Raw genomic sequence first — 25,129 nt, forward strand, 5'->3', positions numbered from 1 at the left:
AAAATGAATTAGGATATTTTGTAGCAGTTAGTTCGAAATATGAGTAATTATGTTAATAAGGATTTTATATATCCTTATTTTTTTTAATATGATAAAATGTTAATTATTATATATGTGGAGGTAGTAGTATGTTATCGTTAAAATCCTTGTACCAAATTGGATATGGTCCTTCAAGTTCTCATACAATGGGGCCAGCAAAAGCTTTAAAAATAATTAAGGAACGATATCCAGATACTACCCATTTTGATATAACTTTATATAATTCGCTTGCTTTAACTGGAAAAGGACATTTAACTGAAGAAGCAATAATTGATACCATTAATCCAATAAGTGTTACATTTTTTAATCGAATTGATTTAACTAAACATGCTAATACGATTAATATTGTAGGTTATAAAGATGGTTTTATAACTTCGACACATGAAGTGAAAAGTGTTGGTGGTGGACAAATTGTTTTTGAAGGTGAAGAACAAGCGGAAAAAGAAATATATTCACATAAGAGTTTTAATGAAATTAAGAAGTATTGTAAAAGTAAGAATATAACTTTGTACGAATATGTTAAAGAAGTTGAAGGGGAAGAAATTGATGAATTTTTAGGTGAGATTTGGACCTCAATGCAAGAAGCAATAAAAAGAGGAATTAATAATGATGGGATATTACCTGGACCATTAAAAATTCAAAGAAAAGCAAAGATTCTTTTTAACAAAAAAATGAAAAATGAACCATCAGAAATAACAGAAAATCGATTAGTGAGTAGTTATGCATTTGCTGTTAGTGAAGAAAACGCTGGTGGTGGTATAATCGTAACTGCTCCAACATGTGGTGCTTGTGGTGTATTACCTGCTTTACTATATTATATGCGCCAAAAGCACAAAAATGTTACAGATAAGAAAGTTATTGAAGCACTTGCTGTTGCCGGATTATTTGGCAATTTAATTAAAAAAAATGCTTCAATTAGTGGTGCAGTTGCAGGTTGTCAGGCAGAGATTGGTAGTGCATGTTCAATGGCAGCTGCAGCTCATGCAACGCTATTTAATCTATCAATTGACCAAGTGGAATATGCAGCAGAGATTGCTATGGAGCATCATTTAGGATTAACTTGTGATCCAGTTAATGGATATGTTCAAATTCCATGTATTGAAAGAAATGCTGTTGCTGCACTTCGAGCAATTGATGCCTGTGGTTTAGCGTATTTCTTAAGTGATTCAAGAAAGATTTCTTTTGACTTAGTAATAAAAACAATGTATCAAACTGGACTTGATATGCATACATCTTATAAAGAAACATCAGAAGGTGGATTAGCATATCATTATACAAAAGATGAAGATACTAACTGTTGGTAGTTTATATTGATTGTTTTAATTATGAAAATAATTTATAATAAATATAGATTTTAATATGTGACGAAATGAGGGATCAGATGACGAAGAAAAACAAGATTAGAACCATACTACATTTATTAGTTTTAGTTCTCTTCGCAATAGGAGTGTTTTTGATAATGACAAAAACAAAAATAACTATTGTAAAAGTTCTTCTTGTTACTAGTCTTTTCTTTTTATATTTATGTGGATTTTTAATGTATTATATGATTAGGAAGAATGAAATAATCAAAATGGGACAATCAGCAACTGAATATTTAGAAGATGCCATATTAGTAACTAATCGAAAAAATCGAATTGTTTACGCTAATAAGGCATTTTTAGATATGGTTGGTTATTCATATGATGAAATTCATAATGAGAAGCCATCATTTTTTAAATCTGGATATCATAATAAAGATTTTTATATTAAAATGTGGGCAGAAATTAGAGAAACGGGATATTGGAAAGGCGAAGTTATTGATCGTAAAAAGGATGGATCAATTTTTATTAAAGATACGAAGATTATTGCTTTTTTTAATAAGCAAGGGAAAATTAACAAGTATGTTTCAATCCAAAAGAATGTTGATTATATCAAAAAATTAGAAATTGATAATGATAAATATCAATATTATTCAACCGAAACGTTATTACCTAATGAAAGATTCTTTATTAAGAATTTAGATGTTTTTATAAAAGATAGTACAGTTGATCATAAAGTAGTTTATTGTCGAATAATGAATCAATTACCTATTGAATCAAAGTTTGGACATAAAACTTATTTAGATGCATTGATCCTATTTTCAAATAAAGTTAAAAATATTATTGGTGAAAATACGTTAGTGGCTGAACTTGGTAATTCATCACTCGCATTTGTTATCACTAATTGTCAAAATAAAGATGAAATAATAATTAATAAAATAATTAGTGCTGCACAAGTCTTAAAAATCAGCGATAAAGAAATAACGTTTGATGTTAGACTAGGAATTGCAATCTATGATAGTGAATATAATAATTCAGCAAGAAAGTTATTATCGAAATCATTTATTGCTGTTAATAAAGTTATTGAAACTAAAGATCAAATATATATGTATTATAATGAATCTTTAGAAAAAAGATTTTATGATGAACTAGAAATGCAAGAAGAATTGAGAAAAGCAGTAAAAAACAAACTTTTTAATTTAAATTATCAGCCACAAATTAATAGCGAAACTAAAGAAATAATTGGTGTAGAAGCATTAATAAGATGGCATAATGAAAAACTAGGAACAATTCCACCAAATATATTCTTAAAAGTTGCTGAAAAATATGGATATATGAATAAAATTGATGAATTTGTTTTAGAAACAGCATTCAACGATTATGAAAGAATTCAAGCTATTAGTTCTAATACTAAAATTTCAATTAATGTTTCACAACAAGAACTTTCAAATGAAAAATTTTACTTTAGTCTAAAAGCAAAATTAAAACAGTATAATTTTGAACCAACAAACTTGGTTGTTGAACTAACAGAGGGACAAGAAATAATTGATATTACCAGACTAGTTGAATACACTAGAAGTTTAAAAGAATTAGGTGTTGAAATATCGTTAGATGATTTTGGTACGGGTTATAATTCATTAAGTACTTTAGCACTAATTCCATCAGATGAAATAAAGATTGATAAATCATTTATTGATAAATATTTGGATGAAACTATTTCTATTGTACAAGCAGTGGTTGCTCTTGCGCATAATATGAAAAAAAGGGTTATTGCAGAAGGTGTTGAACAATATGAACAAGTGAAAGTTTTAAATGAAATTGGATGTTATAATATACAAGGGTATTATTATGCAAAACCAATGCCACTTGAGAGATTATTAGAGTTTATGAAGGAGAATTTAGATGATTAAAGGTGTTATTTTTGATTTAGATGGAACGTTGTTAGATTCTGTTACAGATATTATGAATAGTCTTAACAAAATATTAGGAAAATATGATTATGAATTGAAAAATTATCAAGAAGTTCGTAGTTATTTAGGAAATGGTGCACAAAAATTAGTTGAAAGATCAATTCCAAGTGAAAAAGATAGAGAAGTTCTTAATCGTATTGTATCAGAGTATAATGATTACTATAAGAAAAACAGTAATATTGATACCAAACCTTATGATGGAATAATGGAATTATTGGAGTATTTAAAGAATCATAATTATAAGACAGCAATAACATCAAATAAAATCCAAGAAGGTGTTACAAGCCTTAATAATGATACTTTTAAAGGTTTGATTGATGTTGCTATTGGTGAAAGAGTTGGCTTAAAGCTTAAACCAAATCCTGACATGATCTATTTAGCTTTAAAAGAATTAAATTTAAATGCTGATGAAGTACTATATGTTGGTGATACTGAAGTTGATTTATTAACGGCCCAAAATGCAAAGCTAAAAAGTATTGCTGTAACTTGGGGATTTAGAGATTATGAAGTACTTGCTGATTTGAATCCTAATTACATTGTTAATGAACCAAAAGAGATTATTAATATCTTAAAAGAAGTCTAGAGTAATCTAGATTTTTCTTTTTTTAAAAGTAAATAAAACATTTCCTTACTACTATTTAATAGAGAAGAAAGGAAATGATAATATGAAAAAAATGATTATTGGTTTGTTTATAAGTTTTACAAGTATCTTATTAACATCAAGTGTATTGAAGGCAGAAGAATATAAAGCGTCAGATTATATATCTGCAAGGGTTTATGGAAATAATGTTGCTAATATTGATAGTTACTTTTATTTTGATAGAGATGGAGATACACTTTGGTTAAAAACTAAAAATCCAGAAAATACGAGTAAAAATAAAATTGATATTGATGCAGAATTAAGTTCAAACAACTACAATATCGAAATTCTAATGAAAAATGAGAAAGAATTGACAATAATTTTACCAGGAGTAAATGTTAATCAAAAAAACTTGAATATATATTTAGATGGTAAAAAAGAAAGTACTCCAACTGGAACTTACCGAGAAATGTTTATTAAATCAAATAATATTGAAGTGTATCGAAATAGAATTCTTTATCAAGCACCAGTATATAAAGCAACAAAACAATTTATGCTTGGAATAGAATTATATAAAAAGCCTGCAATAAGCGGTAAAGATTTAATAGTTAATAATGTTTCAAAGCCATATACCCAAAATGAAATATTAAAAATATCGGAATTAACGGCTAAAGATGATTATGATGGAGATATGACAAAGAAAATTAAAATAATTAGAAATGAATGGTTAGGTAATGAACAAAAGATTGGTATCTATGAACAAGAATATAGTGTTACAAATTCAGCAGGATTAACAACAAACTATATTTTAAAAATAAAGAATCAAGATTTCGATGCTCCTAAAATTGAAGGACCTAAATCAGAAGTTATTTCTTATACTAAAAAAATAACAAGAGAAGAAATAAAAAATAAGTTTAAAGTTACTGATAATATTGATGATAAATTAAACATTGAAATCCAAAGTGATAACTTTGTTAATAATAAATTAGGAAAATATACTTTTAATCTTATTGCTAAAGATTTATCTGGTAATATGACAGTTCATAAATATGACTTAGAAATTATTGATGATGTTAAACCAATATTTACTGATGAAAATAACGGAATAGTTCAAATTAATCATACTGAAAAGATTACAAATGAGTTATTGTTATTTGGACTTTCTGCATCTGATGAAATTGATGGGAATTTAACAAAATCAATCAAGATTGTTGATAACCAAGTTAAAGAACAATTAGGTATATATAAAGTGAAATATCAAGTGAAAGATAAATCGCTTAATACAAGTTATTATGAAAGAACTTATGAAGTAGTATCAACTGATGCTCCATCATTTTGGGTATCAAAGAATTTAATTTCAATTGAAGATGTTAATAAAATGACTCTTGATCAATTGGCACAATTAATAGCTAGTTATGAAAATATTGAATTATCAAGTTATAATGTTTTAATTAATGAATACCAAGGTAATGAATCAATAAGTGGTGAATACTTAATTAAAATGGAAATAATTGATAATAATGGAGAAGAGCATATTATTGATAGAAAGATTAGAGTATTTAATAAAAAGGAAATCGAAAGTAATTCTAAAAATTTAAACATTACATATATAATTTTAGGAATAAGTATAATAGCGCTAGGTACAACATTTGTATATGTTTTTATAAAAAAGAAGCGCAAATAAATAAAAAAAGTTACGAAACCCTCCACGGAGAAACCACGGCGAAAATTATGTTTCTTTGTAACTTTTTAAATAATCATGAAGGAATTATAGACCACGTTTGTCTGGCTCAACCTTCATAAATAAATTTTATAGTATTAAAATGGATAAGTCAAATATTCATTAGTAAAAAGGTGCAAAAAAATGCATCTTTTTTTATATTAAACTAATATTCAATTAAATCATCAATTTTTATTTTAAAAACTTTTGTTATTTTTATAAGATTCTCAATGTTTGGAATTACTTTATTAGTTTCATAGTCACTTATGGTTGCAACTCTAACCCCAATTCTTTCAGCTAAGTCTTTTTGAGTTAGTTTATTAATATTACGGTAATACTTTATTCGATTGTTTATTAGCATAGGAATAACCTCATTAAAATATACGTTATAGCGTATATTTATAAATAAAAAAAATAAGACTTAATTCTTATTATGTTATAATATTAACGAAGTACTTATTGACTTCGCTAACTCAAACAATTTGTTTAATTTAAAGCACTTGTTGACTTTGAAAATTAAACTGGAGCGGGCGAGGGGAATCGAACCCCCATTTCATGCTTGGCAAGCACGTGTAATAACCATTATACGACGCCCACACGCTTTATTATAATAACAAAATTCTAATACTAAGTCAATACTTATTTGCAAAAAAGTTAGGAGTATTTATATGAAAAAATTAAAGACAATCTTTATTGTCATAATCACTGCTGCAATAACTGGATTTATGATGAGTGTATTAAAGCATAATGGTTTATGGTTTAAAATCATTTCAGGTTTTAAATCAATTCCAATTTATGGTTACATACTTTTAATTCCAGCATTTGTGTTTATAGCTATCTTAATTCATGAGTTAGGACATTTAATAAGTTTTGTTCTAAATGGTATAAAAATAAGAGCACTGTATGTTGTTGTTTTTGTTATTAAAAAAGATTTTAATAATAAATGGAAGTTTGAAATTCATCCTAAAAATATTAAACTCTTTGGAGGCTTAGTAGTTCCTAATTTATCTCCAATCCATAATGATCAAAAATATGAAGAAACAAAAATAAAGTTTTCGAAAGCTTTGATTGCTGGACCAAACACAAGTATCGGATATTTGATTTTTTCAGTTATAAGTTTTTTAACACTTTGGTTTTTTACTAATTCATACTTTTGGATAGGTTTCTTAAATCTTAATTTGATTGTTACAGCATTAATGACAATATTAATAATAGTTTCATCAAAACTTAATACTGATGAATTATATGGTGATTATGTAGCACATGAAAAGTTTTTAAAAGATGATACTTTTGTTCTTACGCAAATAATTCAATATCGAGGTTTTTCTTTAATAGAACCAGATCAAGATGATGAATATTTATATTCTAAAATTGAAAAACATTATTTAAACAAATATCCTGGATATAATATCTTTGATATTTCATTAGTATCAAATTATCTTAATATGTATGACTTTAGTAATGAAGAAAATATTCTTGATGTGATAAAAAAATATAACGTTAGTTATTTAGCAAGTAGTAAACACGGGTTAGAACTAGCATATGAAATTGCTGCTTTTTATTATAAGATTAAAGATGTAGCAAAAGCTTATGAGTTATTTAAAATAGTTAGTGATACAAATAATACGTATGTTGAAAAGTTAAAAAAAGATTTTTTAAATAAACAATATGAGCATTTATTAAATATTAAAGATAATATAAATTATTTAGAAAGTAATAAAGAAGTGATATATACTGATATTGAACTGTTACTTCCAATCATTAATAAAGAAAAGATGTTTGAAGAAGTAATTGAAACACTACCATTTGCTCAATATTCATGTACAGTTGAGTTTAAAGAAGAAACAGAAATTTAAAAACGGCATTTTAGCCGTTTATTTTTTAGTTTCTTTATTATTATCTTTTTTTGGATTGATAAGTAATGAGTCTTTTAATGAAGTAAGGAATTTTGAAACATTAGATTTAATGTTTTCGGATGCTTTAATTGGGATAATGAAGTTTTTCTTTTTTTCTCTTTGATTACCAACAAAGGATTTAAACTTTTCATACACAATAGTTTGTTTACTAACTTTAACAACACTTCTAATTTTATTAGCAATATTAATACTGTGAAGTACATCGACAATTAATATTCCAAACCATATTCCAATGAAAAAATCAAAAATGTAAGATAGATTTGAAGACACTAAAGTATTTAAAAACACTTCTATAGGGTCTTTTAAAAGAAAAAGAAACACTGTTCCAATAACTCCCCAAATAATAGTAAATAATGGGCAAATTATCCCTTGAATATTTCCTTTCATATTTGAATAATCCCAAAGTTTTATCCCCATTCCTTTTATAAAAATTAAACCTGTAAGATATTCAATTAAAGTCATTGTTACAGTGATAATTATAACTTGTACCCACCATGAAATGTTTATTAAACCAATTAAGTATAAAATCACAATTCCAGCCCCATATAAAGGTAGCCAAGGACCAGTTAAAAAACCAGGATTAATCCATTTTTTAGCACTGAAAAATCTTCTGAAGAATACTTCAAGAATCCATCCCATAAATGAACCAATCATAAAAAGTGCAAGATAACCGATGAATGTTTGCATAATAAACTCCTTTTCTTTTATTATACTATAAAAAAATCCATCAATGTGATGGAATAAAAAAATGGTGCCCCCAACAAGAATCGAACTTGTATTTCAAGCTTACCATGCTTGCGTTCTACCATTAAACTATGAGGGCAACAAAGTAATTATATCAAAAAAAAATATTAATTCAATACTTATAAAAATCTTATAAAGGATAAAAGATAATTGTTTTTTTATCATTAGTATTGTATAATAGTTATGTGGTAACACGATAGAAGAATTAAAAAAGGAGTAACGTAATGACAGGAAAAGTAAAATGGTTTGATGCTGATAAAGGATATGGATTTATTTCATCAGATGAAGGAAAAGATATTTTTGTACACTTCAGCGCAATTAAGAGCGAAGGGTTCAAAACATTAGCTGAAGGCGACCAAGTAGAATTTGAAGTTACAAGCGGTGACCGTGGACAACAAGCGGCAAACGTTGTAAAATTATAATTTAATTAGTCAAAGGACATTCTTTTTAGAGTGTCCTTCTTCTTTTAATTGATACTTTAAAATAAAGTTACTAAGTAACTGAAAATATAAAAGAATAAAAAAGAAGGAGTGGTCAAATGGAAAAAGATTTGTTGGAAATGCATAAAAATCACTTGAAGAATCTTATGCATGAAAAGAGAATAACAGACATATCATTTTTTAATGAATGTTTTTTACCAGCATATACTTATGATGCAGTTAGTTTAGAGGGTAAGAGTAAAATACCATATGAAGAGGTTAAAAAACTGATTAAGTATGGAGAAATTGCTCGTTTTGACAAGCGAGAACAAAAAGAAGTTTTGAACCACGTGAATTGTTATAATCAAATTTTAAAGTGGACATCAGCAAAGAAAGATTTAACAGAAGATATGATAAAAGATCTTCATGAAATGTTAATGAAAGATATTCTTGTTGGTGGTGTCTATCGGAATGTTAATATTCAAATACTAGGAGCAATCCATCAACCACCTGATTACATTAAAGTTTATGATCGAATGAAGAAATTATTTTCAGATCAAGATTTAGATAATATGAATTATTTTGACAAAGGTATATATCTTCATGCAATGATTGCTAAGATTCATCCTTTTTTGGATGGTAATGGAAGATTAACAAGATTAATCTTAAACTTTTATTTAATAAAATCAGGTCATATTCCAATAACCATTCCATTAGATAGTAGAACTGAATATTTTAATGCTATTGATATTTTTAAAGAACAAAAAGATATTATGCCATTAAAATTATTTATAAAAAACATGCTTAATAAAAGATATGAAGAATTAATTGATGAATTAGAGGTAGAGTGCTAAAAAATGCACTCTTTTTTTGTAAATATGGTAAAATTAGATGTAGGTGATTAGAATGCCAAAAATAGGAAATATAAATGAACTAAAGGTTCTAAGAGAAACAGATATAAGTTTTATGCTTGATTCAGATGAAGGAGAAATCTTCTTACATAAAAACGAATCAAATTATCAAAAGTTAAAAGCTGGAAATGTAGTTTCAGCATTTTTATACTATGATCAAGATGGTAGATTAGCTGCTACCTTAAAAACCCCCTTAATAACAACGTCAAAACCAGCATTATTAGAGGTTGGAGATATTGTTAGTAAATTAGGTGTTTTTTTACGTATGGGAATTAGTAAAGATCTATTGTTATCAAAAGATGATTTACCCCTTAATAAAAAGGAATGGCCCCAAGTGGGAGATAAATTATTTGTTAAATTAAATGTTAAAGGTAGATTGGTTGCTAAAATTGTTGATTTAAAAGAAGTTGAAAGAAAAGAAACTTTGGCAATTAATGATGAAAAAGAGTTTTATGTTCAAAGAATTGGTGAACAAGGATTGAACTTAGTTAGTGAAGATTTAGAAATTATTTTTGTACATAATTCAATGTATCGTGGAAATTACCATTTAGGTGAAAAAGTTGTAGTTAAAGTAATCGGAGAAAGTGATAAAGGTTATTCTGGATCACTTGTTAAACAAAAAGAATTACTACGATTTGATGATGCAGAAGAGATTATGAACTATTTAAAAAGATATAAAAAACTTCCATTAACTAGTAAAAGTAGTTCAGAAGAAGTCAATGTCTATTTTGATATGAGTAAAAAAGCATTTAAAAGAGCTTTAGGTTTATTATACAAAGAAAGAAAAGTTGACTTTACAGAAACAGAAACAATATTAATAGATGGTGAAAAAAATGAAAGATAAAAAATTAGTAGATGCAATTACATCAAGAGATACAGATTTTGCTAAATGGTATACGGATTTATGTTTAAAAGCAGAATTAATGGATTATAGTGATGTTGCAGGATTTATAATATATCGTCCATATGGATATGCAATATGGGAAAACATTCAAAGTTATTTAGATAAAAAGTTTAAAGAAACTGGGCATCAAAATGTTTATATGCCATTAGTGATTCCAGAATCTTTATTTCAAAAAGAAAAAGATCATGTTGAAGGATTTGCTCCTGAAACAGCAATGATAACAACATCAGGTGTTGAAGATTTACCTGAAAGACTGATTGTTAGACCAACATCAGAAGTATTATTTTCAACACATTATTCTAAAATAGTTCAATCATATCGTGATTTACCTAAAAAATATAATCAATGGTGTAGTGTTGTTAGATGGGAAAAAACAACAAGACCATTCTTAAGAGGTAAAGAGTTTTTATGGCAAGAAGGTCATACAATTCATGATAATGAAATAGAAGCCAAAACAGAAACTCTAGATATGCTTGAAACATATAAAAATTTAGGAAAAGATTTATTAGCTATTCCTTTTGTTACTGGTCGAAAAACGGAAAAAGAAAAGTTTGCTGGAGCAGAAGAAACATATACAATTGAAGCATTAATGCATGATGGAAAAGCACTTCAATCGGGAACTACACATTACTTTGGACAAGGATTTGCTAAAGCATTTGACATTAAATTCCAAAACGAACAATCAAAGATTGAATATGTATACCAAACATCATGGGGAGTATCTACTAGATTAATTGGTGCGATAATTATGGTTCATGGTGATGATGAAGGTTTAGTATTACCTCCATATGTTGCACCTGATCAAGTTGTTATTATTCCTATTCAAGGTAAAAAAGAAGAAGTTAAAAATGCTTCAAATAAAATTTATCAGGAATTAAAAGAAAAGGGAATTCGTGTGTTATTAGATGATTCTAATAAATCACCAGGATGGAAGTTTAGTGAATATGAAATGAAAGGTGTTCCAATTAGATTAGAAGTTGGACCACGTGATTTAGAGTCTAATGAGGTTACTTTAGTAACTAGACATAATCGTAATAAAAAACAAGTTAAACTTGACGATTTAGCTGTTGAAGTTGAAAAATCAATGAAAGAAATGCATGAAGAAATGTATCAAAATGCATTAAATCATGTTAATAAGAATACAAGAGAAGCTAAAACTTATGATGAATTCAAAAAACATCTTGAAAAAGGTGGATATGTAAAAATTAGTATTAGTGGAGAAGAAGCAGAAATTAAAATTAAAGAAGATACAGGAGCAACAGCAAGAGCAATTATTGACTCAGATTTAGTAACTGAAATTTGCCCTGTTACAAATAAAAAAGCTGTACAAACAGTTTTATTTGCAAGAGCATATTAATCTGAGAGGTTGGTGATGAAGTGCTTACTAATGTTTTTCTAGTTAATGCATTTGGTAACTTAAATGGTTTTGAGTTAATGTTTGCATTAGGTGGAATGATTTTAATAGGACACTTAATTGGGAAATTATTTAATAAAATTAAAATGCCTGAAGTTACTGGATATATTGTCTCTGGTATACTAATAAACTTAATTATTAGATTTATATTTAAAAAAGAAGCAATCGTTAATGAGTTAGTTGATTCATTTCAAGTTGTTATTGTAATAGCACTAAGTTTTGTTTCATTTATGATTGGTACACAAATATCTAAATATAAGGTCAGGAAATTCTCAAAGACAGTAATTCCAGTTGTTATATTACAACTAATATTTGTTGTTAGTTTTACGACATTGTTTTTTTGGATTTTAAATGATTTAAAGTTTGCTTTATTAATTGGAGCAATCAGTTCAGCAACTGCACCAGCGGCAATTGTTGAAATAACAGGTAAATATAAAACTAAAGGGGCACTAACAGATGTTTTATCTTCAATAGTCGCTCTTGATAATTTAGTAGGTATAATTTATTTTTTCACAATATTAGGTTTTATTGAACAAGGAAATACATTGAATGTTAGTTACCTTCCAAGTTTTGAGTATTTGATTGGAGCATTTGCTGCAATCATTATTGGGATAGTAACAGGATTTATCTTAGTCTTATTTGATAAATATATGTTTGTTAAAATTAAAGATAATGATGAAAAACAGCATTCATACTTAGTAATAATGGTCGGGATGATACTATTAATTTCATTAGGTTCATATATGATATCAAACAGTCCATTAACAAGTATTTATCATGTATCTCCATTTATAACTACGCTTGTTGCTGGAATAGTTTTTACAAACTTTATTGATCAAGCATCAAATGAAGAACAATCATATGCAATGCATCAATTCTTACCACCACTTTTAACAGCATTCTTTGTTGTTGCTGGGATGGAACTTGATGTAACAAAACTATTTACAATAACAGGATTATATGCACTAGTATATGTGATAACCCATGCAACTGGAAAATTTCTTGGTGCATATCTTGGAACAAGAATTGTTCCATCAACAAAAAAAGTATTAAAAAATCATTTGCCATATGCAGTATTAACGCAAGGTGGATTTGAAATTTATTTAGCTGGAATTGCAGCAACGGTTTTAAAAGATAATCAAATATTATTAGTTGTCTTAACTAGTGTATTAATGTTTGAGTTATTTGCACCATTATTATTAACAAGAGCATTATTTAATGCCGGAGAAGTTAAGGCACTTTCAATTCCAATTCAGATGGAAGAAATATCTAAAAAAACTAAATTGACAAAAACAAAAAGATTAAGAAAGAATTCTTAGTCTTTTTTTTAATAAAAAAACAACTACCACAATGTGGTAATTGTCTGAATTAGTTTGTTTCTTTAGTTTTAGATAAATCAGAAATTATTGGAATAATTACTGGTTTTCTCATTGTAATCTCGAAAATTTTTGATTGTAACTGATCAATAATTTTTTGTTTCATATTTAATTCATTAAACATTTTTTTATTTAATTCTGCAATAGCTGTTTTGGTTGCTATTGAAGCAAGTTCATTAGTTATTTCTTCATTACCACGCATATAAATAAACCCTCTTGAAACAATTGTTGGATTAGATAATAAACGTTTTTTAGAAGAATCAATAGTAATGATAATCGCGAATAGACCTTCTTCAGATAAAGTCTTTCTTTCTCTAATAACTGCACTACCAATATCACCAATTCCACTACCATCGATATAAATATCTCCAGCTTGGACATGCCCTGCTAATCTAATTGAATCTTTTGTAATTGCGGCAACATCTCCATTATCCATAATTAAAATGTTGTTAGGTTTAACTCCACAACTAACAGCTAAATCACGATGGTACTTAAGCATTCTATGTTCACCATGCATAGGAATAAAGAACTTTGGTTTAACAAGTGATAACATAAGTTTAAGATCATTTTGTGAACCATGACCTGATGTATGTGTATCAGCAAGTGGTCCGTGAGTAATAACTTCAACATCTAATCTAAATAGTTTGTTAATTGTTCGATTAACTCCTTCTTGATTACCAGGAATTGGAGAAGAAGAGAAGATAACAGTATCACCTTTATGAGCTTTAATTTGTTTATGTGATCCATTAGCAATTCTACTTAATGCTGCAAATGGTTCACCTTGTGAACCTGTAACTATTATAGTTACATCACTATCTTTGATCTTATTGATTTCTTCACCAGAGATTAGGAAACCTTTAGGTATTTTAATGTAACCAGATTGTTTACCAACTTCAATTGCTCTTTCCATACTACGTCCAAAAACGGCAATTTTACGTTTATTTAAAATTGATGAATGAATAATTTGTTGAATTCGGTACATATTAGATGCAAAAGTAGCAATAATAATACGTCCTTTTATTCTTGAAAATAATTCATTAATTGATTTACCGATTTTACTATCAGATTCAATTAAACCTTCACGTTCAGCATTTGTTGAGTCTGATAACATACATAAGGTACCTTCAGAACCAATTTGTGCTAATTTATCATATTCAGCTGGCGGACCAACTGGTGTAAAATCAATTTTAAAGTCCCCAGTATGGAATAGAATACCTTCTTTAGTTCTAAAAACAATTCCAAACATATCAGGAATAGAGTGGTTTAATCTTATAAACGACATTTCAGTATGTTTGAAGTTGTACTTATAATGAGACTTAAAAACCTCGATTTGAGGTGATTTAACATCTTCATGTTCATTTAATTTATGTTCGATCATATCAACTGCAATACCAGCAGCATATATTTTAGGTATATTTACTTTTTTTAATAAATATGGAATTCCACCAATGTGATCTTCATGGGCATGTGTAATAAAAAGGCCAACAATACGTTCTTGATTGTCTATTAGATACTGGTAGTCAGGAATAACATAATCAATTCCAAGTAAATGATTGTCTGGAAATAAAATTCCAGAGTCAACAATAAATATCTGATTGCTGATCTCATAAATATACATATTCTTTCCTACTTCGCCTAAGCCTCCTAAGGAAAAAATGCCGATTTCATCGGTTTTTAATAGTGTATTTTTCATAATAATCCTCCGTAAGCAAAACTTCTCTCTCTTATTATAAGATAAAAACTCTAAAAAAGATAGTATAAGACAATTTATGTTATAATATTTTCGAGGTGGAAAGATGAAAAAGTTTATTTTTTTTGATTTAGATAACACAATACATAGTACTAAAAATAAAGAAATTCCTAGTCAAACTATTGACTTAATAAAAAAGTTAGCATTAATGCCTAATACATATGTTGGCTTAGCAACGGGAAGAGGACCATCAAAAGTTCATATGTTAGAAGGACTTGAGGAGTTGTTCACATATAAAATTTTCATTAATGGAAGTGTTGCATATAAGAACAATAAACTTATCTATAGTAATCCTTTAAAACTTGATGATATCGAACAAGTTCTAAAAGAAACTGAAAAAGAAGAAGTTAGTGTAGGTTTTGTTACTATTGATAAAGAATATGTTAATGAATATAGTCTAGAAGTTGATTATGGTATAAAAGGCTTTGGCGACAAAGTTCCAGAAATTAATCCAAAAATTTATATTGAAAAAGAAGTTTACCAATTATGGTTATTTTCAAGAGATAAAGAAAAGATTAATAAAATTACTAGTAAATCAAATTTTCTTTGTTATCCATGGCATAGTGGTGGAGCAGATTTGGTTGACAGAAATACTAATAAAGCGATTGCTATTGCAAAAGTTTTAGAAAACGAAACCGATTATCAATTAATCACTGTTGGTGATGGCCATAATGATATTGAAATGATTAAATTAGCTGATATTGGAATTGCTATGGGAAATAGTGGGTTTCCAGAATTAAAAGAAAAAGCTAATTACGTTGCCCCACATATAGACAGTAATCAGCTTTATGATTTCTTTAAAGAATTAAAGATTATAGACTAAGTTTTTTCTTAACTAGTTCGATATTTTCTTTAGGAATATATAAAGAAATATCAACGTTATGATAAACAAGTTCTTTTATTGCACTGGATGAAACAAAATGATTGTTTCTTGAAGGAAATAAAAGAACAGTTTCAACATTTGGATTGATATTAGCATTATATTCTGATAATGAATATTCATATTCATAATCTTGAATATTTCTTAAACCTCTAAACATAATTTTAATATCATGTTCTTGAGCATAGTTAACAATTAATCCATTTGTTGAATCAACTTTAATTTTTGGAGCATCTTTTAATGCATTTTTTATCATTTGAATTCTTTCTTCAGTTGTAAACTTATGTACCTTTAAAGCGTTATTCGCAACTAAAACAATTAGTTCATCAACTAATTTTGCTGCACGTTTTATAACATCTAAATGACCATTTGTTAAAGGATCAAATGTTCCGGCATAAACAGCTCTAACCATAGTATCACCTCATCACAATTAGTATAACATAATATTAAATAAAAAAGGAGAAAAATCATGAGAATTGAAAAAAGATCAATAGTCTTCCAATTATTGATGTATATTTTATTTCTGCTGTTAGCAATCTTTATGATTGTAAGAACAGTAGTAGGAAAAGAATGGGTTTTATATGTTGGACTTGGAGTTTTTATAGTACTAGGAATTATTTTTTTTCTAATGTATAAAAAAGGAAGTGTTAAACCAATTGAAATTCGCAAAGCAGAAATTATTATTAATAAATATAATTTATATGTATTTATGGTTGGGTATTTAGCACAAATGTTAATAACTAACGAAAGTATAAAAAATATTGTTTTTTGGATTACAAGTGTAATACTGATTCTATCAGCATTAGTTGGGATAATACTGCATTCAAGAATTCTTTTAAGAGATAAAAATAGTAGAAATATAGAAATAATAGGATAGCCTTTTGGGCTGTCCTATTATTTTAATTCAACATCAAATTTTTGTGTTCCAACTAAAGATTCTAATTTAGTAATAGTTTCATCTAAATTATAACTTTGAACTTGGAAGATTACATGATCACCATTACTTAAAACACGATCTCCACCATGAACCATAATGTTTGTTCGGTTAGTTGCATCAGATTGGACTAATTCTTTTATTAAACAGTTTGCTGGCCAAAGAATATCTCTAACAGTTTTATTAACAACAAATGCATTGTCATTAATAATTCCTTTAATCTCATACATATGCCAAACACGGTTTCTATCTTGTTCCTTCATCATTTTCTTTAAAACAATTTCATTTAAAGGCTTAGCATGGAATAAATGAGCAACAATCATTGAAACAAAAATAGCAATAACAATATATAGGGTTGTTTCAACATGAAGAGAAGCTTCAACAATAAATAGTAGTGTTGTTATTGGAGCATCCATAGATGCAGCAAAGAAAGCACCCATTGCTATTAAGATTATTGCAGTTGAATATTCAGGATTAAATCCCATTTTAACTAAAAAAACATTTGAAATTGCACCAATTAAAACTCCAATTACTAAAACAGGAATAAAAAGACCACCAGTAACTGCTGAACCACTTGATAATGTGATTGTAATAATTTTAGCAGCAAATAATAAAACTAAAACTAGCAATGAAAAATGAACAGGGTTGTTTAATAATTCGATAATAATATTATGATGTCCATTACCTAAATTCTCAGGTAACAACAAGCCAATAATTCCAATGATAATAATAGCAAATAATATTTTGTAAAATCTTTTGACATTTTTTAATCTCTCAGAGGATATTTTACCAATTAATTCAATTAAATAGTTAAATAAACTCACAAATAAACCAGTAATAAGTCCAATTAATGGAGCAATCCAAAGATATTTGATTGGCATTGCTGTAATTTGTTGAATTGGGAAAAACACAGAACCTTTATTAAAGATTGCATCAAGGCTTCTAGTAACAATTGTTGAGAAAACTGCTCCACTCATTGCTGCAGTAAGAAGCATCCAAGAAAACTTTTTGTGCATCTCTTCTAATGGGAAAATAATTCCTGCCATTAATGAACCAGTAGCAAATGAGAAACCTGCACTTGTGCCAGATGTTAAAATATATCTTTTAAAAGCTGGTTTAGTATGGAGTGTTTCGTTAACACCCTCAGATATCGAAGTACCAATTAAAACACTAGCACCTTCAATTCCAAGTGGGAAACCACCAAGGAAAACTAATAACGTAGATATCATTGTGAAGATTAAAGTAGGTAACCATTTAAAAGTTAATAAACCTCTTACTAATCCTGCTGTTCTAGGAATTGCTCCACCAGCAGTACTTGGTACTCTATCAATTATTGTTGAAATTAAAAAAGCGATAAATATTAATCCCCCAAAGAATAATGGAATATATAGAGGATTATTTCGTACAAAGATATATATATCCTTAGAGTATTGACTAAAATAGTTAGCAATATACCTAAATCCATAGAGTATTAAACCAGAAACTATTCCGGTTATTACTCCATAAAAAAGGATTACTTTTAAGACGTTGTTCCAACTGTTTTTCATATGATTCATTAATTAACGCAACCTTTCACATTTTTTTATTATACTCCTTTTTTTTCAACTGTAAATAGTTTAAAAGTAGTTTTTTTAAAACAATGATGTAAAAATTAGTTAAACTTTTGAATGATTATATTAATAAACAGAAAATCGATTTGAAAATAGTAATATTTTTGATAAAATATAGGTGATTATTGAACAAAAAAATTAATAACGTTTTCACGATTTGACTTTTAAAAATCGCAAGAGTATAATAACAAAGTATTGAACGGAGGGACATTATGGAAAGCTTAATTAAAGATGTTATTGAATTAGATAAACAAGCAAGAGAAAAAATTATTGAACTACAACAAAATAAAGAAGAACTTGTTAATAGTATTAAAAAAGAAAAAGCTAAAATGATCAAAGATAATGATAAAAAAATAGCTAAAGAATTAAGTTTACAAGAAAAGAAACTAGAAGAGAATTTCATGATGGAAGAAGGAAGATTGAAGCGTTCATTTGAGCAAAGCAGTAAAGAGTTACAAGACAAATTTACTGAAAACAAAGATGAATGGGTTAATAAAATGTTTGAAATATCATTAAACTAAAGTGAAGAAGGTGAAAAAATGCTAATGGAAAATGCATTAGTCACTAAAGCGCGCTCAATCTATGGAAAACTTCTCAAGGATGAAGATTTTAATCAACTAATAAAAAAGAGAACAGTAGGTGAGGTTGCAGCTTATTTAAGAGCGCATCCTTTTTATTTTGAAGCATTTAGTGGAGTGTCAGATCAAAATATTAATCGTAAGAGATTAGAAGAAATAATTAGAAAATATCATTTTACACAAACATTAAAATTAATTAAGTTTGCTGCTAACAAAAATAAGCCTTTTTATGAGATTAATGTTATTGAAAAAGAACATCAAATAATTATGTCAATGTTAAAATCATATATTTCTGATGATAAGTATGATGTAATTAATGATTTACCAATATTTTTTGATAGATATTCTAAACTAGATTTATATGAAATATCGAAAACAAAGAATATTAAAGAACTTGTTGTTGCTTTAAAAGGAACAGTATATGAAAAGATTATGAATCCTTATGTTAATGTTACGAATGATCAAATTCATTTTAATCAATTCGAAATGTTACTTGAGCAAAGATATAATGAATACGTATCAATTCAAATAAAGAAGTTTTTTAAAGGTAAGGTTGAAAAAGATTTATTAAATATCTTAAACACAAGAACTGAATTAAACAATGTTGTCAAAGTTTATCGTTTAAAGAAATTCTATCATACTTCTGATGATGAAATTAAAAGCATCTTAGTTAATAAGTATAATCCAATTAAAGAAAGTAAACTTAATGCATTGTTAAATGTTGAAACACCAGAAGATTTACTAAAAAATGTTTTAAAAAACAGATATGAAAATCTCGCAAGTGTTGATAAAAACTATATTGAAAACTATATGGACAGTATTTCATATCAACTAGCTAAGAAGACATTGTTATATAGTCAAAAAGCACCACTTGTTTATATGTCATATTTAACAATTAGTGATGTTGAAATTGATAATTTAATCCATATTATTGAAGGTATCAGATATGGAGTACCTGAAAGCGAAATTAGAGAGATTATTATTATATAAAATAATCCAAAGTATTTGGTAAAAATAAAGAAAATAAAAAAGAAAGGGAGTGTTTCTTGTGAGCATTGCCAAGATGAAGCTTGTTACATTGAGTTCAGACTTGAATCAATTAGACGAGGTTTTACGTAAATTTATTGAATTTGAACAATTTCACCCGATTGCATCTGAACAATTTGTTGACCGTGTTCGAGGATTAAAAACATTTAGTTCATCGAATCCATTCAAATCATTATTAGATGAAATTATTGAAATAGAAAATGAATTCAATATTCAATTACCGCAAGTTAAACAAGATAATTTAGAATATAACATTGACCAGATGCATGATGAAGTTGTTAAAGTGCATCAGGAATTAAGAAGAGAAGTTAAAGCAATTAAAGATATTGAAAAAGAAATGGAATTATATAATCTATCGTTAGAACAAATCCATAACTTAGAAAACTTAGATATTTCACTTGATGATATCTTCTCATGTAAGTTTTTATATACAAGATTTGGTAGATTACCAGTTGATAGTATAGAAAAAATAAAATATTACAGAAACAAACCATTTATATTTAAAGCATTTAATGAAAAAGATAATTATGTTTGGTGTATGTATATGGCTACTGAAGAATATAAACATGAAATTGATAGTTTATTTGCTTCATTATTCTTTGAAAGAGTTAGAATTCCAGAATTTGTTCATGGAACTCCTGAAAAAGCTGAAAAACAATTAGTAGAACATATTGAGTGTTTAAAACTTGATTTAGATGGTTTAAAAAATGAACTTAGCAAGATGAAAGAAACATGTATGGGAAATCTTTCAAGAACAAAAGGTGAATTAGAGTTTTTAGGAAAACTTTTTGAAGCTAAAAAATATGTTGTTGGACTTGGTGAAAGATTTTCAATTACAGGGTTTGTTGTTAAAACTGATGTTGATAAGTTTAAAGATCACTTTAAAGAAACAGCAAATTTAGATATTGATGTTAGACCTGCATCAAGTGATAAAAGAATTACTCCACCAACTAAGTTGAAAAATAATTGGTTTACAAGACCATTCCAAATGTATGTTGAAATGTATGGTACACCTTCTTATAAAGATATTGATCCAACATTGTTTGTTTCGATTACATATACATTGATTTTCGGTATAATGTTTGGAGATTTTGGTCAAGGCTTATTAATGTCACTTATTGGTTTCTTATTAGCTAAATATAAGAAAATGCCACTTGGAAGTATTATTGCAAGAATTGGTATTTCATCAGCATTCTTTGGACTTATATATGGATCGTTCTTTGGTAATGAAGAAATACTCGGTGAAATATATCAAAAGATTGGAATTGCAGGTAAATTCTTACCACTCCATGTAATGAGTAGTAGCGTTACAATGAACTTGCTTATAGGAACAGTTTTAATCGGTGCTGTATTAATTCTTACTGTAATTATAATGAACACGATTATTAAGTTTAAACATAAAGATTATGCACATGCTGTTCTTTCTAACAATGGTCTTATGGGGTTATTGTTTTACGGCTTCTTATTAACAGGTATTGTACTTAAAATATTAAATGTTGCAAACTTGTTTAATACAGTGACAATAATATTATTAGTGGTTATACCATTATTAACTATTTTCCTTAAAGAACCAATTGAAAGATTACTACATAAAGAAAAGCCTTTCCCAGATGGATTTGGTGGATTCTTTATTGAAGGATTCTTTGAACTATTTGAAGTATTGTTATCATATGTAACAAACACAATGTCATTCTTAAGAGTCGGTGGTTTTATATTATCACATGCTGGTATGATGTTAGTTGTTAATAAGTTAGCACAAATGGGTGGTGGCAATAATATAGTTGTCTTAATCATCGGTAACTTATTTGTTATGGGACTTGAAGGCTTGATTGTAGGTATTCAAGTATTAAGATTAGAATTTTATGAAATGTTTTCAAGATATTATGAAGGTGACGGAACACCTTTTACACCAATTAAATTTTAGGAGGAAAAAATTATGTTAAATGTATTAAAAATTATGGTTCCAATTTTAGGAGTTTTATTAGTTATTTTACCTTTAGTAAAGGTATTTAAAGGAAATGCAAGTAAAGTATCAGTTAAAAAAAGAATGATTCTTCATGTTGCTTTATTCTTTGCGTTAGTATTAGGTCTAGCTCTTGCTACACCAACTGTATTTGCTGCTGAAGAAGTAGTTCCAGCTGCAGGTGAAAGTGTTGGTACAGGGTTAAAATATATAGCTGCTGCACTTGCAACAGGTTTATCAGCTCTTGGAGCAGGGATTGCGGTTGCTGCTGCAGCACCAAGTGCTATTGGAGCAATTTCAGAAAATCCAAAGAACTTTGGTAAATCATTAATTTTCGTTGCCTTAGGTGAAGGGGTTGCAATCTACGGACTACTAATTTCAATCTTAATTATTGGATAGTCCGGTGATTAATAATGAAGTTTTTCTTATTAAGTGATAACGTTGATACCCTTGCAGGTATGAGATTAGTAGGTATCGAAGGTATAGTTATTCATAAAAGACAAGAAGTTTTAGATGAATTACAAAAAGTAATGAGTGATGAAACTGTTTCGATTGTTTTAATGACGACTAAGCTTGTGGAATTATGTCCAGAAGTTATCTCAGAATTAAAGCTTCGTCAAACAAAACCACTTATTGTTGAAATACCCGATCGACATGGTTCATCAGACATTGGTGAATCAATTGACCGATATGTTAGTCAAGCAATCGGTTTTAAGATATGAGGTGAATAATGATGGATCATTTTAACGAAGAGAGTTTATATAAATACTTTGAAAAAACAATTAAAAGTGAATCAGTAGAAATTATTCAAGAGATTGAAAAAGAGTTAGTCGTAATGCGTGAAAAAGCATTAAAAAATGTTAGTGATGAACTCGAAAAATCAAAAGAAATTAATCTTGAAGCTAAGAAAAAATTATTATATCAAAAGCACCAAAAAAATTTAAGTGATTTAAAACATAAATATGATTTGGAACTAATGAGAATTAGAAATGGCTTAGTTAATGAATTAATCAACGAATTGAAAAAGAAGTTAATTGAATATACAAAAACTGATGAATATGTTTCAAAGATGAGTGACATTATTGAAAAATATCGTAGTGATATTGACTATATTGAAATCTCAAAAACAGATAGTTTAAATAAAAAAATTAAAGATATAAAAATACAAACAAATGATGAAATCATTGGTGGCGTTAATATTGTCTTGAAAAAAAGTTCTTTCCAAATAGATACTACTTTTAATTCAAAGATTGAAGACGCTAAAAAATGGTTCCATCAAAATTCTAAATTGTTTGTAGTAGAAAAGTAGAGGTGGAATTATGGCAAATACCATATATTCAATCAATGGACCAGTTGTTAAATTAAAAAACACAAAAGATTTTTCAATGTTAGAAATGGTTTATGTAGGTAAAGATAAACTAATGGGAGAAGTCATCTCTGTTTCTAAAGATTTAACAACAATCCAAGTATATGAAAGTACAACAGGAATAAAAGTTGGGGATCAAGTTGTTGGAACAAAAACACAAGTATCCGTAACACTTGCTCCAGGAATTTTAAAACATATTTTTGACGGTATTCAAAGACCTTTAGAAGCGATTGCTGAAAAAAATGGTGTATATATGTCAAAAGGTAGTGACATTGATCAAATTGATTTAGATAAAGAATGGGAAATCACTTATAAAGTATCTAAAGGTGATTATGTTACACCAGGACAAATCTATGCAACAACAAAAGAAACAGATGTTATTGAGCATCGCTTCTTAATTCCTACTAATGTTAAAGGAATTGTTGTTTCTAGTCCAAAAGATGGTAAGTATAAAATGAGAGATAACTCACTAAAAGTTGAGTTAGAAAATAAAGTAGTAGTTGATGTTCCATTTGCACAAAAATGGGCAATTAAAGAAGCTAGACCAGTTGAGGAAAGATTAGTTATTAGTACACCATTAATTACAGGTCAAAGAGTAATTGATACATTATTCCCGATTGCTAAAGGTGGTACTGCAGCTCTTCCAGGTGGATTTGGAACTGGAAAAACAATGATGCAACACCAATTAGCAAAATGGTGTGATGCTGATATTATTGTTTATATCGGTTGTGGGGAACGTGGAAATGAGATGACTCAAGTTCTTGAAGAATTTGGAGAATTGATTGACCCTAAAACTAAAAAATCATTAATGGAACGTACAGTTTTAATTGCTAACACATCAAACATGCCGGTTGCCGCTAGAGAAGCAAGTATTTATACAGGGTTAACAATTGCGGAATATTACCGTGATATGGGATATCATGTGGCTGTTATGGCTGACTCAACATCACGTTGGGCTGAAGCTTTAAGAGAAATCAGTGGACGTCTAGAAGAAATGCCAGCAGAAGAAGGGTTCCCAGCTTATCTACCAAGTAGAATTTCACAATTCTATGAAAGAGCAGGCTATGTTAAAACTTTAAATAATCAACACGGATCAGTTTCAATTATTGGTGCTGTTTCTCCACAAGGATCAGATTTCTCTGAACCAGTAACTCAAAACACAAAACGCTTTGTTAGATGTTTTTGGGCACTTGATAAGAAATTAGCGTATGAAAGACACTATGCCGCAGTAAATTGGAATTTAAGTTATTCAGAATATTTAAGAGATTTAACACCATGGTATAATGAATTCTTATCTCCACATTTCTTGGAAAATCGAAAAGAAATAGTGGCAATTCTTGCTGAAGAAAATAAACTATTAGAAATTGTTAAACTTATGGGTAGTGATGTATTACCTGATGATCAAAAACTTATTATTGAAATAGGTAAAGTAATTAGATTAGGATACTTACAACAAAATGCTTTCCATAAAGATGATACATATGTATCGCTTGAAAAACAATTAAAGATGATGGATGTAATTTTATATCTATATAAAGAAGCAAAGAACTTTACATTAAGAGGTAAAGCATTAAGTACATTAATTCAAACAGGTATTTTTGAACATGTTATTAAGATGAAATATGATGTTGAAAATGATAAGTTAGATAAATTTGATTTATATTATGAAAAAATAGATCAAGTTGTTAAATCAATTTTATAGGAGGT

The 25,129-nt window shown here is 27.9% G+C and carries 24 protein-coding genes and 2 tRNA genes; 19 read left to right on the top strand and 7 right to left on the bottom strand.

Annotated features, from left to right (window positions below):
• Positions 1–128 precede the first annotated feature (128 nt).
• The 4 genes from EXC62_RS04090 to EXC62_RS04105 all read left to right on the top strand — a co-directional run bounded on the left by EXC62_RS04090 (position 129) and on the right by EXC62_RS04105 (position 5,574).
• On the top strand, positions 129–1,343 hold the full coding sequence (locus EXC62_RS04090) for an L-serine ammonia-lyase (protein ID WP_026390860.1): 1,215 nt from the start codon (positions 129–131) through the stop codon (positions 1,341–1,343).
• A 155-nt stretch (positions 1,344–1,498) separates the two neighbouring features.
• On the top strand, positions 1,499–3,250 hold the full coding sequence (locus EXC62_RS04095) for a sensor domain-containing protein (RefSeq protein ID WP_026390859.1): 1,752 nt from the start codon (positions 1,499–1,501) through the stop codon (positions 3,248–3,250).
• Positions 3,243–3,893 (top strand): HAD family hydrolase, encoded by a 651-nt coding sequence (locus EXC62_RS04100; RefSeq protein ID WP_084156705.1) that lies wholly within the window; start codon positions 3,243–3,245, stop codon positions 3,891–3,893. The genes EXC62_RS04095 and EXC62_RS04100 overlap by 8 nt, the downstream gene beginning before the upstream one ends.
• Before the next feature lie 82 nt (positions 3,894–3,975).
• Complete coding sequence (locus tag EXC62_RS04105) at positions 3,976–5,574, top strand: hypothetical protein (RefSeq protein WP_026390857.1); 1,599 nt, start codon at positions 3,976–3,978, stop codon at positions 5,572–5,574.
• 202 nt (positions 5,575–5,776) lie between these two features.
• Here EXC62_RS04105 and EXC62_RS04110 read toward each other — a convergent pair whose 3' ends face one another.
• Both EXC62_RS04110 and EXC62_RS04115 read right to left on the bottom strand, forming a co-directional pair.
• The gene (locus tag EXC62_RS04110; RefSeq protein WP_035375824.1) at positions 5,777–5,971 is read right to left on the bottom strand and encodes a helix-turn-helix transcriptional regulator; all 195 of its coding nucleotides are present in this window, start codon (positions 5,969–5,971) and stop codon (positions 5,777–5,779) included.
• Positions 5,972–6,132: 161 nt separating this feature from the next.
• Positions 6,133–6,207 (bottom strand) — tRNA-Gly (locus EXC62_RS04115).
• 71 nt (positions 6,208–6,278) lie between these two features.
• On the opposite strand from EXC62_RS04115, the gene EXC62_RS04120 reads away from it, so the two are divergent.
• Entirely contained in the window at positions 6,279–7,466 is a 1,188-nt protein-coding gene (locus tag EXC62_RS04120; protein ID WP_026390855.1) for a site-2 protease family protein, read from the top strand.
• Between the two features lie 18 nt (positions 7,467–7,484).
• Here the strand turns inward: EXC62_RS04120 and EXC62_RS04125 are convergent, their stop codons facing one another.
• Complete coding sequence (locus EXC62_RS04125; protein WP_035375823.1) at positions 7,485–8,213, bottom strand: putative ABC transporter permease; 729 nt, start codon at positions 8,211–8,213, stop codon at positions 7,485–7,487.
• A 62-nt stretch (positions 8,214–8,275) separates the two neighbouring features.
• A tRNA-Thr gene (locus tag EXC62_RS04130) sits at positions 8,276–8,349 on the bottom strand.
• Between the two features lie 145 nt (positions 8,350–8,494).
• On the opposite strand from EXC62_RS04130, the gene EXC62_RS04135 reads away from it, so the two are divergent.
• From EXC62_RS04135 to EXC62_RS04155, 5 genes are all read left to right on the top strand, one after another.
• Positions 8,495–8,692, top strand: a complete 198-nt coding sequence (locus tag EXC62_RS04135) for a cold-shock protein (RefSeq protein ID WP_026390854.1) — start codon at positions 8,495–8,497, stop codon at positions 8,690–8,692.
• A 116-nt stretch (positions 8,693–8,808) separates the two neighbouring features.
• A complete protein-coding gene (locus EXC62_RS04140; RefSeq protein WP_026390853.1) occupies positions 8,809–9,543 on the top strand; it encodes a Fic family protein in 735 nt (244 codons plus the stop codon).
• Between the two features lie 52 nt (positions 9,544–9,595).
• Positions 9,596–10,444, top strand: a complete 849-nt coding sequence (locus tag EXC62_RS04145) for a S1-like domain-containing RNA-binding protein (protein ID WP_026390852.1) — start codon at positions 9,596–9,598, stop codon at positions 10,442–10,444.
• On the top strand, positions 10,434–11,861 hold the full coding sequence (gene proS / locus EXC62_RS04150) for a proline--tRNA ligase (protein ID WP_026390851.1): 1,428 nt from the start codon (positions 10,434–10,436) through the stop codon (positions 11,859–11,861). The genes EXC62_RS04145 and proS overlap by 11 nt, the downstream gene beginning before the upstream one ends.
• Before the next feature lie 20 nt (positions 11,862–11,881).
• Positions 11,882–13,237 carry a cation:proton antiporter gene (locus tag EXC62_RS04155; RefSeq protein ID WP_026390850.1) on the top strand — a complete coding sequence of 452 codons (1,356 nt, stop codon included), beginning with the start codon at positions 11,882–11,884 and terminating at the stop codon, positions 13,235–13,237.
• A gap of 49 nt (positions 13,238–13,286) precedes the next feature.
• Here the strand turns inward: EXC62_RS04155 and EXC62_RS04160 are convergent, their stop codons facing one another.
• On the bottom strand, positions 13,287–14,987 hold the full coding sequence (locus tag EXC62_RS04160; protein WP_035375822.1) for a ribonuclease J: 1,701 nt from the start codon (positions 14,985–14,987) through the stop codon (positions 13,287–13,289).
• 103 nt (positions 14,988–15,090) lie between these two features.
• Here EXC62_RS04160 and EXC62_RS04165 point away from each other — a divergent pair, with 103 nt between their 5' ends.
• Positions 15,091–15,867 (top strand): HAD-IIB family hydrolase, encoded by a 777-nt coding sequence (locus EXC62_RS04165; RefSeq protein WP_026390848.1) that lies wholly within the window; start codon positions 15,091–15,093, stop codon positions 15,865–15,867.
• Here EXC62_RS04165 and coaD read toward each other — a convergent pair.
• A complete protein-coding gene (gene coaD, locus EXC62_RS04170) occupies positions 15,857–16,336 on the bottom strand; it encodes a pantetheine-phosphate adenylyltransferase (RefSeq protein ID WP_026390847.1) in 480 nt (159 codons plus the stop codon). The two genes, EXC62_RS04165 and coaD, sit on opposite strands and share 11 nt — an antisense overlap.
• 57 nt (positions 16,337–16,393) lie before the next feature.
• Here coaD and EXC62_RS04175 point away from each other — a divergent pair, with 57 nt between their 5' ends.
• Entirely contained in the window at positions 16,394–16,801 is a 408-nt protein-coding gene (locus EXC62_RS04175; RefSeq protein WP_026390846.1) for a hypothetical protein, read from the top strand.
• A 17-nt stretch (positions 16,802–16,818) separates the two neighbouring features.
• Here EXC62_RS04175 and EXC62_RS04180 read toward each other — a convergent pair whose 3' ends face one another.
• Positions 16,819–18,414 (bottom strand): chloride channel protein, encoded by a 1,596-nt coding sequence (locus EXC62_RS04180; RefSeq protein WP_026390845.1) that lies wholly within the window; start codon positions 18,412–18,414, stop codon positions 16,819–16,821.
• 266 nt (positions 18,415–18,680) lie between these two features.
• On the opposite strand from EXC62_RS04180, the gene EXC62_RS04185 reads away from it, so the two are divergent.
• Genes EXC62_RS04185 through EXC62_RS04215 form a run of 7 tightly spaced genes read left to right on the top strand, consistent with a single transcriptional unit; the run spans position 18,681 to position 25,124 of the window.
• On the top strand, positions 18,681–18,989 hold the full coding sequence (locus tag EXC62_RS04185) for a hypothetical protein (protein ID WP_026390844.1): 309 nt from the start codon (positions 18,681–18,683) through the stop codon (positions 18,987–18,989).
• Between the two features lie 24 nt (positions 18,990–19,013).
• Positions 19,014–20,036, top strand: coding sequence for a V-type ATPase subunit (locus EXC62_RS04190; RefSeq protein ID WP_162140271.1), 1,023 nt, complete (start codon positions 19,014–19,016; stop codon positions 20,034–20,036).
• A gap of 58 nt (positions 20,037–20,094) precedes the next feature.
• Positions 20,095–22,017, top strand: coding sequence for a V-type ATP synthase subunit I (locus EXC62_RS04195; protein WP_026390842.1), 1,923 nt, complete (start codon positions 20,095–20,097; stop codon positions 22,015–22,017).
• Positions 22,018–22,029: 12 nt separating this feature from the next.
• Positions 22,030–22,455: an ATP synthase subunit C gene (locus EXC62_RS04200; protein WP_026390841.1), complete on the top strand. Its 426-nt coding sequence runs from the start codon at positions 22,030–22,032 to the stop codon at positions 22,453–22,455.
• A 14-nt stretch (positions 22,456–22,469) separates the two neighbouring features.
• Positions 22,470–22,778, top strand: coding sequence for a V-type ATP synthase subunit F (locus tag EXC62_RS04205; RefSeq protein WP_162140270.1), 309 nt, complete (start codon positions 22,470–22,472; stop codon positions 22,776–22,778).
• Positions 22,779–22,789: 11 nt separating this feature from the next.
• Positions 22,790–23,365 (top strand): V-type ATP synthase subunit E family protein, encoded by a 576-nt coding sequence (locus EXC62_RS04210; protein WP_035375821.1) that lies wholly within the window; start codon positions 22,790–22,792, stop codon positions 23,363–23,365.
• Between the two features lie 7 nt (positions 23,366–23,372).
• Positions 23,373–25,124 carry a V-type ATP synthase subunit A gene (locus EXC62_RS04215; protein ID WP_129747498.1) on the top strand — a complete coding sequence of 584 codons (1,752 nt, stop codon included), beginning with the start codon at positions 23,373–23,375 and terminating at the stop codon, positions 25,122–25,124.
• The last annotated feature ends 5 nt before the right edge of the window (positions 25,125–25,129 follow it).

The organism is Haploplasma axanthum (assembly GCF_900660745.1).
In the GTDB taxonomy this organism is placed as follows: Bacteria; Bacillota_I; Bacilli_A; order Acholeplasmatales; family Acholeplasmataceae; genus Haploplasma; species Haploplasma axanthum.